The organism is Paracoccus caeni, from assembly GCF_016629665.1.
GTDB classification, from domain to species: domain Bacteria; phylum Pseudomonadota; class Alphaproteobacteria; order Rhodobacterales; family Rhodobacteraceae; genus Paracoccus; species Paracoccus caeni.
This window is the reverse complement of the sequence record NZ_JAEPRQ010000002.1, coordinates 103,395-118,206: the sequence shown is the minus strand read 5'-3', so window position 1 is coordinate 118,206 and position 14,812 is coordinate 103,395. Positions and strand designations below refer to the sequence as shown.

Genomic DNA, 14,812 nt, shown 5'->3' with positions numbered 1-14,812 from the left:
CCTTGCGGCGCGTCAACGGCTTTCCTGCGCCGAACCGGAAACGACTCTGACATGGCACGATTTCTGCAACAAACACGCGGCGCGGCCTGTCAGCAGAGACCGCGCCGCTTCTTCGTTGTCCAAATACCGATCCGACAGGGGCCTCAGGCGCGAAGCCCGACCATGCGGCGCGACAGCCGCCCGATCCACAGCGATGCCGCCACCAGCACCGTCGTCGAGGCGATCATAACGACCAGCACCGACCGATCAAAGGCGGCAATGCCAGCCCCGATCACCTGCCGCGCCTCGGCCACGGGCAGGCTCTCGGCGACCAGCCGCGCCTGATCCAGCGAATCCGCCGCCAGCGCCGGGGCCGCGTCGCCGCCTGCCAGATAGGTCGCCGTATAGACGCCCGACATCAGGCTGCCCAGAAGCGCGATCCCAAGCGCGCCGCCCAACTCGTAGGACACTTCCTCGACCGATGCTGCCATCCCGGCGCGGTTTGCCGGTGCGTTCATCATGATGGCCGAAGAGGCGGCTGTCATGGTCGCTCCGATCCCCGCGCCCATGATGGCGAAGGCCAGCAATTGCAGCGGCACCGCGCCGTCGAAACTGGCGGTATAGATGATCGCGCCAAGCCCCGTTGCCGCAAGGGCCAGCGTCATCAGCCGCCCCGCATCGACCCGCGACAGCGCCATCCCGGCCACCGGACCGGCGATGAACGAGGCAAGCGGGATCGGCAGGATGAACAGCCCCGCCTGCAACGGCGACAGTTCAGAGACCAGTTGCAGGCGCTGCGTGATGACCAGCTCCATCCCCATCAACGCTGCCGCGGCAGAGATCGCCCCGATCACGCCTGCCGAGAAACGGCGGTCGCGGAACAGGTTCAGATCGATCATCGGATGGGCGCTGCGGATCTGGCGGCGCAGGAACAGGGTCAGCGCCGCCGCACCGACCAGCAAGGGCAGAACGAAACCCTGCCATGTCGGTTCGGGCTTCGCGACCTCTTTGATCGCCAGCGTCAGACCCAGCAGGGCGACAAGGATCTGGACCGAACCCAACGGATCGAACGGATGCCCGCCGTCCAGACGCGCGCGCGGCACATAGATCATCGCAAGCGGCAGCGCGATCAGCACCACCGGCAGGTTGATCAGGAACACCATTCCCCAGTGGAAATGCTCCAGAATGACGCCGCCCAGAACCGGCCCAAGCGCGGCGCCGCCAGACGCGACCGCCGCCCAGACGCCAATCGCCAACGAGCGTTGATCGGGATCGTCGAAACTTTGTCGGATGATCGACAGTGTCGCGGGCATCATCGCCGCCGCGCCCACGGCCAGCACCGCCCGCGCCGCGATCAGCATCTCGGCCGAGGATGCCATCCCCGCCATCAGCGAGGCCGCTCCGAAAATGACCAGCCCGATCATGAACATACGCCTGTGCCCGTAACGGTCGCCAAGCGCGCCCGACGCGGGCAATAGGCCCGCCACGGTCAGCGAATAGGCATTGACGATCCACAGCTTTTCAACCGCCGTCGCGTCCAGATCGTGCGTCAGCGTCGGCAAAGCCGTATAGAGAACCGTCATATCGACGACGATCAGAAACAGGGCCGTCGAAACGATGGCCAGAATAAGCCAGGGCGAACGGGTAGTCATGTCGGAACCTCTGAAAAAGATGCGATCCGGCACGATGGCCGGATGGCGAATCATGTGACGATCATTTAAATACGATCGTATTGAAATGGAAGAGGCAGATGGCGAGACCGAAGAAGATCGACCGCGAACAGTTGCTTGATGCCGCGGAAAAGCTGGTGCGAGAGCGGGGGGCCGCGGCGCTGACCATCGATGCACTTGCCAAGGCAAGCGGCATCACCAAGGGCGGGGTGCAATATACCTTCTCCAGCAAGGACGAGATCATCGATGCGATGTTTGCCCGCTGGAACATCGGTTACGATCAGCGCTTCGATGAATTGACGGGTGACTCTCTGGACCCCGAGCGGCGCATCCGCGCGCATATCACCGCCACGAAAGAGGGTGACGAGACCTCTTATACCAAGGCCGCCAGCCTGATGGCGGCACTGCTGCAAACGCCCGAAAACCTCGAATCGACTCGGGAATGGTATCGGGACAGACTTCTGGGACTGGACCTTTCAACGCTCGAGGGGCGGCGGTTATGGCTTGGTTTTCTGGCCAGCGAGGGTGCGTTTCTTCTGCACTATCTGCGATTTCTTCCGATCGATGAGGAGGAATGGGACCGGACTTATGAAGATATCGACCGCCTTCTGGATAAAGAATTTTGAAATATCGATTCCGAATGACCAAATTTCCAATGGCTTGTGCGGAACCAATATCTGCCGCTGAAAATATCCCAAACGCGATGTAAACCGCGCTCCCCGTTTCTTGCTAATTTTATATGCAGCTCTCCTTTTCGTGATATTTTCAGAGGATCGGCCAGGCGCCGATAATCACGAGGAAACAGGTGTTTATAAGGGGAGTAACCAAGATGCCCAGGCATGGCGTATATCCAAGAGATATCGTCCCACCGAGGTCGAAATATTCGGATGAAGGCAGGTTCGGGCGGATGTTCGGCGAACTGCCCCCCTTCGCGGCGGATACGCCCGATGTGCGCGCGGCGCTGCTGGATATCGGCAAGGTCAACGGCGTTATGGATGCCAGAGACGATCTGGACCAGAGCCCGCAGGATCTGATTACCGAGCCGCAATTCTCGCAGAAGAACAGCGATAATCCGACCCAGACGGCAGGGGTGACGTTTCTGGGTCAATTCCTTGACCACGACATCACCTTCGATCCGACATCCACTTTGGAACGACAGGCCGACCCCGAACAGATCGCCAACTTCCGCACGCCCAGTTTCGGGCTGGATAATGTCTATGGCTCCGGTCCCGGCGGATCGCCGCATCTTTACGATACGTTGCCTGCCAATGCGGCGAAGATGTATCTTGAGCCGACGGGGGCGCCTGACAAATGGGACCTGCCGCGCAACCGTCAGAATGTCGCGCTGATAGGCGATCCCCGCAATGATGAGAACCTGATCATCAGCCAGCTTCAGGTGGCCTTCATCAGCTTTCACAACGCGGTCGTCGATTATGTCCGCACCAAGATCAAGCTGAAAGCCGCAGATGAGGTCTTTGCCGAGGCGCAGCGCATCGTCCGCTGGCATTATCAGTGGATCATCGTCCACGAATATCTGCGCATGACCTGCGGACAGGCGATGATCGACGATATCCTGAAAAACGGTCGCAAGTTCTACAAATGGCGGAACGAGGCCTATATCCCGGTCGAATTCTCGGTCGCGGCCTATCGCTTTGGCCATAGCCAGATCCGGCCGTCCTATCGCGCGAATTTCACCGGCAATGGCGGATCGCCCTTCTTTGCGATGATCTTCACGCCGACACCATCGAACCCCACCGATCCGGACGATCTGTCGGGCGGCTGCCGCTCGGACCGCCGGTTCATCGACTGGCCGACCTTCTTCGATTTCGGGGACGGTCTGGTCCGCCATAACAAAAGAATCGACACGCGCCTGTCCTCGGCTCTGTTCAGGCTGCCGCCCTCGGTGGTCTCATCGCCTGATCCGAAGACCAACCCTGCCTCGCTGGCGCAGCGCAACCTGCTGCGACATCTGACCTTTTCGCTGCCTTCGGGCCAACGGGTTGCAAAGGCGATGCAGGTGCCTGAACTGTCGCGCGGCGATCTTGAGGATCTGAAACCGCATGGCATGGATGACCGCACGCCGCTGTGGTTCTACATCCTGCGCGAGGCCGATCTGATCGAGAATGGCGAACGGCTGGGCCCGGTCGGCGGGCGCATCGTGGCCGAGGTGTTTCTGGGCCTGCTTCAGGGGGATAGCGGTTCCTATCTGACGCAGGATCCTGACTGGCAGCCGTTCCTGAAAACCATCGACAGCACGATGACTGGCGATGATTTCAGGATGGTCGATCTGCTGTCGTTCGGAGGGGTGGCGTAATCGCCACCCTCTTCCTTATTGCAGATAGCGTTCGGGATCGACGCTGTCGAAACCCTGACGCACTTCGAAATGAACGAAGCCGCCATTGCCCGCCTTGCCGATCTGCTGCCCGGCACTGACCTGATCGCCCTTGTTGACGTTAAGCCCGTCCATGCCGGTATAGACCGTCATCAGATTGCCGTCGTGGCGGACCACCACGATCGGCGTGCCAGCGGTGTCCTTGGTGACTGCCGCCACCGTGCCACCGCCTGCGGCATTCACCGCCGTCCCTGACGTTGCGGCGATGTCGATGCCGTCGTTGCGGCCCTTTTCATAGACCCGAATGATCGAGCCTGCGACCGGCATGCGGAACTGACCGCTGCCGGATGCCGCCGTCCGGGTTGCACCCAGATCGGTCGCCGGCGCTTCCGGGCCAGGATCGGCGGCGGCGCGGGGCGTCTCGTTCGGCAGCGGTTGTGCGGCGGATGGCGGGCGCGGCGTCGGGCTGCCGCTGCCGGGGGCGGTGGTGGTGTTGCCCGCAGGCGCGGCTTGCCCGGCAACCGGGATCATCAGGCGCTGACCGACACGCAAGGTCATGTTCGACGGCAGGCTGTTCCAGCTTGCCAGATCCTGCACATTGACGTTGTAGCGCCGTGCGATGGACCAAGCGGTCTCGCCCGCGGCCACGACGTGCTGGCCCGGCTGTCCGGCAGCGCTGGTCGCCGCAGGGGCGGTGGGTTGCGCCGCAGCGCCGCCGCCAGCAAAGGGATCGCTGACCCCGCCGGTGCCGCCGCCGCCAGTGCCCGCCGATCCGGCGATCCGGCGCGGCAGAACCAGCGGCTGGCCTGCATTCAGCGTCGCATCGGCGGGCAGGGCGTTATGCCCGGCCAATTCCTGCGCGTTGAGACCAAGGCGGCTTGCGATCGAGGCGGGCGTGTCGCCTCGGCCCGCAATTGCGACCTGATAATTGGGGAAGGTGATGACGCCGCGATTGTCGGGCGCGGGACGCGGTGCGGCGCGGGCGGCGGCGTCCGAGGTGTTCAGCCCGCCCGGTGCCCATCGACGCAGATCGGGATCGAAATTGCCGTTCGGCCCGCAAGATGCCAGCATCGCCACGGCCAAGCCCGCGCTGGCCACCAGCCTCAAAGTTCTGCTCATTCGGTCATCCTCATCTTGCCTGCCACCTGCGGGGGTCATGTCTGTCCCAACCCCTCGACCAGCGGCACGAAACGCACTTGTCGCAACTCATCATAGTCAAATCCGCCTTCGGTGCGGGTGACGCGGATCAGGGTCTGAACCGCATCCGACTGACCGACAGGCACCACCATGATACCGCCGATCTTCAACTGTGCCAATAACGGGCCGGGAGGATCCTCGGCCGCAGCGGTGACAAGTATGCGATCAAAGGGGGCCTGATCGGGCAGACCGCGTGATCCGTCAGCGACTTGCGCGGTAATGTTCGAGATATTGAGCTGCCGGAAGATCACCTCGGCCTCTTGCACCAGCCTGCGGTGCCGGTCCACGGTATAGACCCGCCGCGACAGCCCGGCCAGAACCGCCGCCTGATAGCCCGACCCGGTCCCGATCTCCAACACGGTGTCGCGTGCCCCAACGGCCAGCGCCTGCGTCATCAGCCCCACGACCGAGGGCTGGCTGATCGTCTGCCCGCAGGGGATCGGCAAGGGCGTGTCGTCATAAGCCCGGTCGGCGAACTGGCCGCGCACGAAGACGCCGCGATCGATCCGCTCCATCGCCGCCAGAACTCGAGGATCAGTGACCCCGCGAGAGCGAAGCTGGAACAGAAAGCGCATCTTGCGCTCGGCCGGGGTTTCCTCGTCGGGGCTGTCCTCGCTGGTCATCCGGCCTATACCGCCTCGTCTTCGAAGGCCGCCACCAATTCCGGCAGAGATTTGTGGCAGGTCAGGTCGGCGCGCATCGGCGTGATCGAGATATAGCCATCCATATTCACCGCAACATCGGTGCCCGCCCGCGCCGGAGCCGTCTGCGATCCGCCCGCCGCCCACATGAAGCGCCGCCCGTTCGGGGCCGTATAAGGCACGACGGTGAAATTGCTGCCCTGCCGCCGTCCCTGCGGCACGACGCGGATACCACGCACATCGGCGGCGGGCAGGGGCGGGAAGTTGATATTGTAGAACAGCCGAAACTCGGCATCCGAGGTCCAGTCGCCGTGATCCAGCAAACGCCGAATCACACTGGCGCCATGGGCCGCCGCCGCCTCAAACGGATTGGCCAGATCGGCGGTCGCGGCACCCAGATATTGCGACAGGGCGATGGCGGGCAAACCCTGAAGCGCCGCCTCCATCGCGCCGCCGATGGTGCCGGAATACATCACATTCTCGCCGGAATTGTTGCCCCGGTTCACGCCGGACAGGACCAGATCGGGCGGCTCGTTCACCATGATGTCCGAGACAGCGGCCAGCACGCAATCGGCGGGGCTGCCTTCGGTCGCATAGCGCCGCCCGGACAGGCGGGCGACCATGGTGGGATGGGCATAGCTGATGCAATGGGCCACGCCTGATTGTTCAAAGGCCGGGGCGACGGTCCAGACCTCGCCATCCGGTCCGGCCAGTTCCGCCGCAATTTTTTCCAGCACTTCCAGCCCGGGAGCGTTGATGCCGTCGTCATTGGTGATGAGGATGCGCAAACTGCCCCCGCTGCCAGTTAGGGCACGCCCTTGGGCGCGCAAGTCATTCCAGTTGAAATCTTCTTTCCTGATTAGCGATGCAACAGCCTCGCTTCAAGTCTTGCTCCGGCCCTGAAAGCGGTTTGACCTGAAGGGCGACGCGTTGCATGGTTCTGACAGCACAGGCAACGCGAACGATATGCAGATCTATCTTCCCATCGCCGAGGTTTCGGTCAACGCCTTCACCCTCGTCGGGCTTGGGGGAATCGTCGGTCTGATGAGCGGCCTCTTTGGCGTCGGCGGCGGCTTTCTGATCACGCCGCTGTTGTTCTTCATCGGCATCCCTCCCGCCATTGCGGTGGCGACCGGCGCCAATCAGGTCGTGGCCTCGTCCGTCTCGGGCGTCTTGGCGCATATGAAGCGCAAGAGCGTCGATTTCCGTATGGGGTGGGTGCTGCTGGCCGGGGGGCTTGTCGGGTCTTGGCTGGGCGTCGCGATCTTCAACATCCTGCAGAATATGGGCCAGCTCGATCTGGTGGTGCAGCTTTGTTATGTCGTGTTTCTGGGCCTGATCGGGATGATGATGCTGCAGGAAAGCCTGCGAACGCTGCGCCGGTCGAAGACCAATCCCACCTATCGCAAGCGCCTGCATCAGCATAACTGGATCCATCGTCTGCCCGCGAAGATGAAATTCCGCGCCTCGGGGCTTTATATCAGCGTCTTTCCTCCGCTGCTGCTGGGCGTTGCGGTGGGCGTCCTGGCTGCGATCATGGGCGTCGGCGGCGGCTTCATCATGGTTCCGGCGATGATCTATCTGCTTGGCATGCCGACCAAGGTCGTCGTGGGAACCTCGCTCTTCCAGATCACCTTCGTCACCGCCTTCACCACGCTGATGCATGCGGTCAGCTACAACACCGTCGATATCATGCTGGCGGTGCTGCTGATCCTTGGCGGGGTCGTGGGCGCGCAGTTCGGCACGACGCTTGGCGCGAAATTGCGGGCCGAGCAGTTGCGGATCCTGCTGGCGCTTCTGGTGCTGCTGGTCTGTGGCAAGCTGGCGCTGGACCTGTTCCTGACGCCTGACGATCTTTACGAGATCGTGGCGGGGATCAACTGATGCGCTTTGGTCCCGCAATCCTTTGCCTCTCGCTTCTCGCTGGCTCGGCGCTGGCCCAGGATGCGGTCGTGACCGAAGATCCGGGTGCTGTCGCGCTTCCGCTCGAAAACAGTCCGGCGGCGCCGACGGCAGGTCAGGTCCACCCGGTCGAGCAGGTCGTGGCGGGGCTTTCCAGCGATTCCGTTGCGATCACCGCAAGTTTCGACGGGTCAGAGATCCTGATCTACGGTGCCGTCAAACGTGAGACGCCGATCCCTCAAGGACCACCCTTGCAGATCATCGTCACCGTCGAAGCCCCCTCGCGCAGCGCGACCGTCTGGCGGAAAGAGCGTAAGGCGGGGATCTGGATCAACTCCGAATCCGTCCAGATCGGCGCGGCCCCCGGCTTTTATGCCGTTGCCACCTCTGGCCCTCTGGATCAGATCCTGCTGCCGGAATGGGATAACCGCTATCGGATCTCGCTGTCGCACGCGATGCGGGCCTTTGCCGGGCAGATCGCGGTCGAAAGCGCCGTTCCCTTTACCGAGGCGCTGATCCGTATCCGCGAACAAGAGGGACTTTACCGGCTGGATCAGGGCAGCGTGTCGTTGATCGACCAGACGTTGTTTCGCGCCGATGTCCGCCTGCCGGCCAATCTGGTCGAGGGGGCCTACAAGACGCGCATCTTCCTGCTTCGCAATGGCGAGGTGATGGATGTCTTCGTCGCCCCGATCAATGTCCGCAAGGTCGGGCTTGAACGCTGGCTCTACCGTCTCGCCTTCGATCAGCCGCTGGTTTACGGGCTGATGTCGCTTGGCATCGCGGTCTTTGCCGGATGGGGCGCCTCGGCCGCATTCCGAAAGCTGCGCCGGGCGTGAGGGGCAGGGGGGCGTGCCCGGATTTCGTTGTCATTGGTGATTTAACGCGTTTCAAGTCATCTTAGCCATTGTTTCAGTTCGTTCTTTTCAACGCAGGCCCGCAGGGCTATTCCGCCCCCGCCTGAAGGCCAGCAGAAATCGCTGCCCGCGATCCCGATTTGCAAATGAGGTGCGTCTTGCGTGAAGTTCTGAAGCGGCTGAAGCTCGCCATTCCGATCGGGCTGATCTACGGCATTCTGCTTTATATGCTGGTCTGGGCCGGACAGCATGTCGATGAGGGCCTGCCCGCCATCGCAGGACTTGTGCTGTTCCCCACCGGCGTCGGCAGCGTCGTCGCCGCATTCTACGATCCACGCGCCGAGCGTCGCGTTCTGGACTCGATCTTTGCAAGCTGGGGCGTGTTCTTCGGCATCCTCTCGATCACCGCGCTGTTCTTTGGCGAGGGCATCGTCTGCATCATCATGGCGATCCCGATTGCATTGCCGACACTGGCTTTGGGTGCCTATCTGACCCATGCCTGGGTGCGAAACCGCGGCAAGCGCAATCTGACCCCCTGCATCGCGGTTCTGCCGCTGCTGGTCCTGCCGGTCGAGAACATGATCACCTGGCCGAACCAGATCACCCATGTCACCTCGGTGGTCGAGATCGACGCCCCCGCAGATGTTGTCTGGCGCAATACCGTGGACATTCCCGATATCGACCCCGATCAACTGGGCTGGACGGTCAGCCATAGCCTGATGTTCATTCCGAAGCCTCTGGACGCGCGGATGCAGGGCAGCGGCGTCGGCGCGGCGCGGGAATTGTCATGGACGCGCGGCGTCAGCTTCCGCGAGCGGATCACCGAATGGGAACAGGATCGCCGCCTGTCATGGGGTTTCGAGTTCGACGCGGACTCGATCCCAAGAGGCATCGACGATCACATCCGTCCCGACAGCGATTATCTGGAGCTGGTGCGCGGCGAATATGAACTGACGCCGCTGCCCTCGGGCGGGACGCAGCTTAGCCTGACCACGTGGTATCGCGTCCAGACCCCGATCAACGGCTATCTGAACCTCTGGGGGCATATGTTCCTGAACGATTTCCACGGTATCGTCCTGGCCGAAATCGACCGTCGCGCGACGGCGGAGGCAGGGGCGTCCTAGGGGCTTGTTCGGCCTGCCGCGATTTGATCTTCGAGCGGAAGATGCACGATCCTGAAGATGTTGTGATACCCAGTTGGTAGTGTTTGCGGCACGATCAGATGCCATCGACCAAAGTTTGCGGCTTCTTGAGACGAACTGCATCAATGCGGCGGGTTTCTATGCGGCCGATCTGAATAAACTGGCGGTGGCGATAGACGCGATGGCCTGACGCGGTTGAGCAAGGTGGCGACCCTGTCGGGCCACCACCCTCTCGCGACTTGGTCAGGCTTTTGCAGCTTCGAGGATCAGCGCCGTGACCTCGGCAGGTTGCGATGCAAGCGAGGCATGACCCGCATCCAGCGTGATGGTTTTTTGCGGGGCCATCCTTTCGGCCATGCGTCTTTGGTTCTCGGGGTTGATCATCCGGTCGGCGCTGGAGATCTGATACCAACTGGGTTTCTTCCGCCATGCCGGTGCGGTGATGTTGTCGCCGAAGGTCGAGCCTAAAGGCGCCTTCTGCGTGACCGACATGATCCACGCCTCTTCCGCGTCCAGATCCTGACAGAAGCTTTCGTGGTATTTCTCGTAGTCGATCCAAAGATAGCCATCGCTGTCGGGAACGACGCTGGCAATCGCTTCCGGCGGATTCTGCTCGGTGATCGCGCCGGGGCTTTCGCCTGCATCGGGTGCAAAGGCCGCGATATAGACAAGCCCGGTCACATTCGGCAGATCGCCCGCCTCGGTGATCACCGCGCCGCCATAGGAGTGACCGACAAGCACCACATTGCCAGCCTGCTGGGCCACCATTTTGCGCAGTCGTCCGGCATCATCGGCAAGCGAAGTCAGCGGCAGTTCGACCGCGCGGACATTGCGATGCCCTTGCCGGTCAAGTTCGGCGATGACCTTGCTCCAATGTGCGGCACCACCCCAGAAACCGTGAACGAGAATGATGGTCGTATCTTCAGTCATAAACTACCTCCATGGGAACGCGTGAATTGCAGTGGAAGAATAGAGAAGATAGAACGAGAAACTATGACGGTTACTCGCGAAAACATTGCACAAACACCTGATTTGCCCGATGCATTGTCAGATGTTCTGACATCGATACGCTTCATCGGTGGCAATATGGAAGCATATTCGTCTGATTTGTCTGCTATGACTGTTTTCGACAGCGCCGAGCGGTCATTGCTGATCGTCAGAAGCGGATCGGTGCTTCTTCATTGCGACGCATTCGGGCAGCAGCCCGCCAAGCTGGAACGGGGCGATGTCGCGCTTCTGGCCTCGGGTTCGGCTTTCGCGGTGTCTTATCCGCCCCTGTCGCCTGAAGCGGGGACCTCGAAGGCGAAACCCGCATTCGGCGACTGCGTATGGTTGCGCGGGACATTCCATATCGATGAGCGGCTGTCTTACCGTTTGTTGGCCTGCCTGCCCAAGGTCATCATCCTGCGCCAGATCACCGACGGCGCGATGGATTGGCTGGAGACCGCCTCGCGCTTTGCCTTGCAAGAGATCGAGACGCGCGAACCGGGTGGCGCGATCATGATTTCGCGGATCGTCGAGCTGTTGCTGATCAGGGTGTTGCGGTTGTGGGCGCAAGAGCCTGACGCACGGGCAAGCTGGCTTTCCGGTGCCTCCGATCCCGCGATCAGCCGCGCACTGAGCGCGATGCATGCCCAGCCCGCACGCGCATGGACGGTCTCTGAACTGGCGCGGGCTGCAGGGATGTCACGCTCGGTCTTTGCGGGTCGATTTGCGACGCTGGTGGGCGAGCCGCCGCTGCGCTATCTGATCGGCCTGCGTCTGGATAAGGCGGCCGAGATGTTGCAGCGGACAACGCGACGGATCAGCGAAGTCGCGGAAGCCGCCGGTTATAACTCGGAAGCGGCGTTCAGCCGGGCGTTCAAGCTGAGATACGGGACCAGCCCTTCCCAATGGCGGCGGCAATAGGGGCACTTTGCCCGCAATGCGTTCCGACATGCCGATGAAGGTTTGCCGCTGGTTCAGCGTGCTGCCCACCAAGCTCATCTTCAAAATGCAACGGGCCCCGCATCTTTCAGCGAGGCCCGTCTCCCCCCACATTCGGCTTGGACCCCTCCACTGATCCTCGCCGGTGGTAGCTCTTATCCCGCGATCAGTTCCGCCTGACGGACGATCACCTCGGCCTGCTTGATCGAGGCGATATCAACCAGACGACCTTTGTAAACTGTGGCTCCCGCGCCGGAACGCTTGGCCTCATCCATTGCTGCCAGAATCTCGCGCGCTTCGCCGATGGCGGCTTCGCTGGGCGAAAAGACTTCGTTGGCCAGCGCTACCTGACTGGGATGGATCGCCCATTTGCCGACCATGCCCAACGTGGCCGAGCGGCGGGCCTGCGCGACGAAACCGTCGGTATCACTGAAATCGCCGAAGGGGCCATCGACCGGCAGCAGCCCATGCGTGCGGCAGGCGGCGACGATTGCGGTCTGCGCCCAGTGCCACGGATCGGGCCAGTATTTCTGCCCTTCCCTGATCATGTAGTAATTCTCTTGCGTGCCGCCAATTCCGGTCGTGGCCATGCCCATCGAGGCCGCGAAATCCGCCGCACCCAGACTGACCGCCTCCATCCGTGGCGACGAGGCGGCGATTTCCTCGACATGGCAGATACCGGCGGCGCTTTCGATGATAACCTCGAAGCGGATCGGTTTGCTGCGGCCCTTGGCGCGCTCTACCGCGGTGACCAGCGCATCGACGGCATAGATATCGGCGGCGTTCCCGACTTTCGGGATCATGATCTGGTCCAGCCGTTCGCCCGCCTGTTCCAGAAGATCGACGACATCGCGATACCAGAAGGGCGTGTCCAGCCCGTTGATCCTGACCGACAGGGTTTTCTGCCCCCAGTCGATGTCGCCGATTGCCTGAATGATGTTCTTGCGCGCCTGTTCCTTGTCATCCGGCGCGACCGAATCCTCAAGGTCCAGATTGATCACATCGGCATCGGATTTCGCCATCTTTTCAAACAGGCTCACGCGCGAACCCGGCCCAAAAAGCTGACACCTGTTCAGGCGTGCCGGGGGCAGGGGCTGCGTGCGGAAACTCATTATCGGATCCTGTTTGAAAACATTCGACGCGAATCCAGCAATAATGTTTCGCACTGGATGATGCAACAGGGGAAAGATCATTTCCTGCGCGGTTGGTCCGGGATGGGTTGACGGCGGCGGGCATTTGGGCGCACGACCGTGCCGCGTGCCGCTACGGAGGATCTCGATGACACGGACAGTCTATGTGAACGGTGAATATCTGCCCGAGGACCGGGCGACGGTCTCGATCTTCGACCGTGGCTTCCTGATGGCCGATGGCGTCTATGAAGTGGTCAGCGTGCTGGACGGCAAGCTGTTGGACTTCGACGGCCATATCGAGCGGCTGAAGCGGTCGCTGTCCGAGCTTTCCATGGGCAACCCGCTGACGGATGAGGAATATCTAAACGTCCAGCGCACGTTGATCGAGAATAACGGCATCACCGACGGGATGATCTATTTGCAGGTGACGCGCGGCAATCCGGGCGATCGCGACTTCGCCTATCCGCCCGAAGATACCGTGCCGACCGTGGTGATGTTCACGCAGGCAAAGCCGGGCCTCGCCGACAATCCGGCGGCCAAGACCGGCTGGAAGGTGATCAGTGTCGAGGATCTGCGCTGGTCGCGGCGCGACATCAAGACGGTGCAGCTGCTTTACCCGTCGATGGCCAAGATGGAGGCCAAGGCGCGCGGCGTCGATGATGCATGGCTGGTCGAGGATGGCCAAGTGACCGAGGGCACTTCGAACAACGCCTATATCGTCAAGGGCAACACGATCATCACCCGCGCGCTGTCGCATGACATTCTGCACGGGATCACCCGCGCGGCCGTGTTGCGCTTTGCCAGCGAGGCGCAGATGAAGGTGGAAGAGCGCAGCTTTACCATCGCCGAGGCGCAGGCGGCGGATGAGGCTTTCATTACCTCGGCCTCGGCCTTCGTGATGCCGGTGGTCGAGATCGACGGCGCGGCTGTCGGCGCAGGGCAGGTGGGTCCGGTCGCGACACGTCTGCGCGAGATCTATCTGGAAGAGATGCGCAAGGCTGCGGTCTGAAGCCGTTCGACTGTGAAGCGCCCGCCCGGAATCAAGTCGCCCTCGGGCGACGCCGGGCAGCGCACAGCCGTCCCGCGGCTGGGCACTTTGGCGAGGCTGCGCGCCACGGGAATGTTCGACGGGGCGGCACCATAAAGTGTCAGGCACAAGTGTTGCAGGTGCCCATCCCCGGCTGTGCCCCGCTGTCTGATTCCACAGATATTTGACTCACAGGGCGATGAATTCATGTGCTTGTCGGCTGGTCCCGTCAGGCACTTCCACCCCAACCGTCAAGCAAAGCTGACCCACTTCACCGGATCCACGGCGTCTGCTATGCGGACAAAGCTGCCGGTCAGTCAGCAAGCTTGTTGGGTATGAGTTCGGCCTTCATCCAATGTATCTCTGACTGGACGTGCCCTTCCCGCACATACTTGCCTACGCGTTCTGGCATCGCACTTTCCATGAACCCCTCTGCCGTGCGCACCACGAAACCCTCCTGCCTCGTCAAATCGAGGGACTTTGCAAGGCGATCAAAAATGCCATTCTGATAGGGGCCGCGATAGAGCGTTGGCACCGCTTGAACGCGTAACTCCTCAAACCGCGCCAAGGTCAGATCCCACGGCTGCACCTCCTCATGCACGATCCAGGCGAAACCCAGGAAATATGAAGGCAGCGCATCATATGCTACAGAATGGCGTGCGTAGAGGTTCTCACCAACGATGCGCTCACCTTCCATCAGATAGGGCGAAATACCTGCGGCAAACGCTTTGAGCCAATCGCGGGAGGGGTGGTAGCGGCTGTCCGGGCTGCGCGCGTGGGAGCCGCCTGAATGAATGGTCGTATTCTCGCCATCCATTTTTTCTGTGACAACGAGGTCTTCGACTTTAAGCCCATCCAGTGACGACATGATCTTGTCGTCGCTGGTGGCGCCGGGTGAAATTGGCAGGTGAAATGTGCGGCCGTATTTTTTCATGGACAGGTGTTAGCACAAAGTGCTGATCGGCAGCTATGGGCTCTTAACGTCGATTGCCTGATCCCGGATTGGAGG

At 61.7% G+C, this 14,812-nt stretch carries 14 protein-coding genes; 7 read left to right on the top strand and 7 right to left on the bottom strand.

The window, feature by feature from the left end:
• Positions 1-143 precede the first annotated feature (143 nt).
• Positions 144-1,631, bottom strand: coding sequence for an MFS transporter (locus JJJ17_RS07380; protein WP_200685052.1), 1,488 nt, complete (start codon positions 1,629-1,631; stop codon positions 144-146).
• Between the two features lie 98 nt (positions 1,632-1,729).
• Here JJJ17_RS07380 and JJJ17_RS07375 point away from each other — a divergent pair, with 98 nt between their 5' ends.
• The gene (locus JJJ17_RS07375; RefSeq protein ID WP_200685050.1) at positions 1,730-2,275 is read left to right on the top strand and encodes a TetR/AcrR family transcriptional regulator; all 546 of its coding nucleotides are present in this window, start codon (positions 1,730-1,732) and stop codon (positions 2,273-2,275) included.
• A 281-nt stretch (positions 2,276-2,556) separates the two neighbouring features.
• The gene (locus JJJ17_RS07370) at positions 2,557-3,963 is read left to right on the top strand and encodes a peroxidase family protein (RefSeq protein WP_200685049.1); all 1,407 of its coding nucleotides are present in this window, start codon (positions 2,557-2,559) and stop codon (positions 3,961-3,963) included.
• A 15-nt stretch (positions 3,964-3,978) separates the two neighbouring features.
• On the opposite strand, the gene JJJ17_RS07365 is transcribed toward JJJ17_RS07370, so the two are convergent.
• The 3 genes from JJJ17_RS07365 to surE are packed head-to-tail and all read right to left on the bottom strand — an operon-like array spanning position 3,979 to position 6,607.
• Positions 3,979-5,100 carry a LysM peptidoglycan-binding domain-containing protein gene (locus JJJ17_RS07365; RefSeq protein WP_200685048.1) on the bottom strand — a complete coding sequence of 374 codons (1,122 nt, stop codon included), beginning with the start codon at positions 5,098-5,100 and terminating at the stop codon, positions 3,979-3,981.
• A 35-nt stretch (positions 5,101-5,135) separates the two neighbouring features.
• Positions 5,136-5,801, bottom strand: coding sequence for a protein-L-isoaspartate(D-aspartate) O-methyltransferase (locus JJJ17_RS07360; protein ID WP_200685047.1), 666 nt, complete (start codon positions 5,799-5,801; stop codon positions 5,136-5,138).
• 5 nt (positions 5,802-5,806) lie between these two features.
• Positions 5,807-6,607: a 5'/3'-nucleotidase SurE gene (surE, locus tag JJJ17_RS07355; RefSeq protein ID WP_200685046.1), complete on the bottom strand. Its 801-nt coding sequence runs from the start codon at positions 6,605-6,607 to the stop codon at positions 5,807-5,809.
• A 178-nt stretch (positions 6,608-6,785) separates the two neighbouring features.
• Between surE and JJJ17_RS07350 the strand changes: the two genes are divergently transcribed.
• The 3 genes from JJJ17_RS07350 to JJJ17_RS07340 all read left to right on the top strand — a co-directional run bounded on the left by JJJ17_RS07350 (position 6,786) and on the right by JJJ17_RS07340 (position 9,702).
• A complete protein-coding gene (locus JJJ17_RS07350) occupies positions 6,786-7,703 on the top strand; it encodes a sulfite exporter TauE/SafE family protein (protein ID WP_200685045.1) in 918 nt (305 codons plus the stop codon).
• Entirely contained in the window at positions 7,703-8,560 is an 858-nt protein-coding gene (locus JJJ17_RS07345; protein ID WP_200685044.1) for a TIGR02186 family protein, read from the top strand. The genes JJJ17_RS07350 and JJJ17_RS07345 overlap by 1 nt, the downstream gene beginning before the upstream one ends.
• A 176-nt stretch (positions 8,561-8,736) precedes the next feature.
• Complete coding sequence (locus tag JJJ17_RS07340) at positions 8,737-9,702, top strand: SRPBCC family protein (RefSeq protein WP_200685043.1); 966 nt, start codon at positions 8,737-8,739, stop codon at positions 9,700-9,702.
• 261 nt (positions 9,703-9,963) lie between these two features.
• Here the strand turns inward: JJJ17_RS07340 and JJJ17_RS07335 are convergent, their stop codons facing one another.
• A complete protein-coding gene (locus JJJ17_RS07335) occupies positions 9,964-10,650 on the bottom strand; it encodes an alpha/beta hydrolase (protein WP_200685042.1) in 687 nt (228 codons plus the stop codon).
• Here JJJ17_RS07335 and JJJ17_RS07330 point away from each other — a divergent pair.
• Complete coding sequence (locus JJJ17_RS07330) at positions 10,555-11,628, top strand: AraC family transcriptional regulator (protein ID WP_325168783.1); 1,074 nt, start codon at positions 10,555-10,557, stop codon at positions 11,626-11,628. The two genes, JJJ17_RS07335 and JJJ17_RS07330, sit on opposite strands and share 96 nt — an antisense overlap.
• 173 nt (positions 11,629-11,801) lie before the next feature.
• On the opposite strand, the gene JJJ17_RS07325 is transcribed toward JJJ17_RS07330, so the two are convergent.
• Positions 11,802-12,758 (bottom strand): L-malyl-CoA/beta-methylmalyl-CoA lyase, encoded by a 957-nt coding sequence (locus JJJ17_RS07325; protein WP_200685040.1) that lies wholly within the window; start codon positions 12,756-12,758, stop codon positions 11,802-11,804.
• Positions 12,759-12,924: 166 nt separating this feature from the next.
• Between JJJ17_RS07325 and JJJ17_RS07320 the strand changes: the two genes are divergently transcribed.
• Positions 12,925-13,785 (top strand): D-amino-acid transaminase, encoded by an 861-nt coding sequence (locus JJJ17_RS07320; protein ID WP_200685039.1) that lies wholly within the window; start codon positions 12,925-12,927, stop codon positions 13,783-13,785.
• A 331-nt stretch (positions 13,786-14,116) separates the two neighbouring features.
• Here JJJ17_RS07320 and JJJ17_RS07315 read toward each other — a convergent pair whose 3' ends face one another.
• The gene (locus JJJ17_RS07315; protein ID WP_200685038.1) at positions 14,117-14,737 is read right to left on the bottom strand and encodes an RNA ligase family protein; all 621 of its coding nucleotides are present in this window, start codon (positions 14,735-14,737) and stop codon (positions 14,117-14,119) included.
• Between the last annotated feature and the right edge of the window lie 75 nt (positions 14,738-14,812).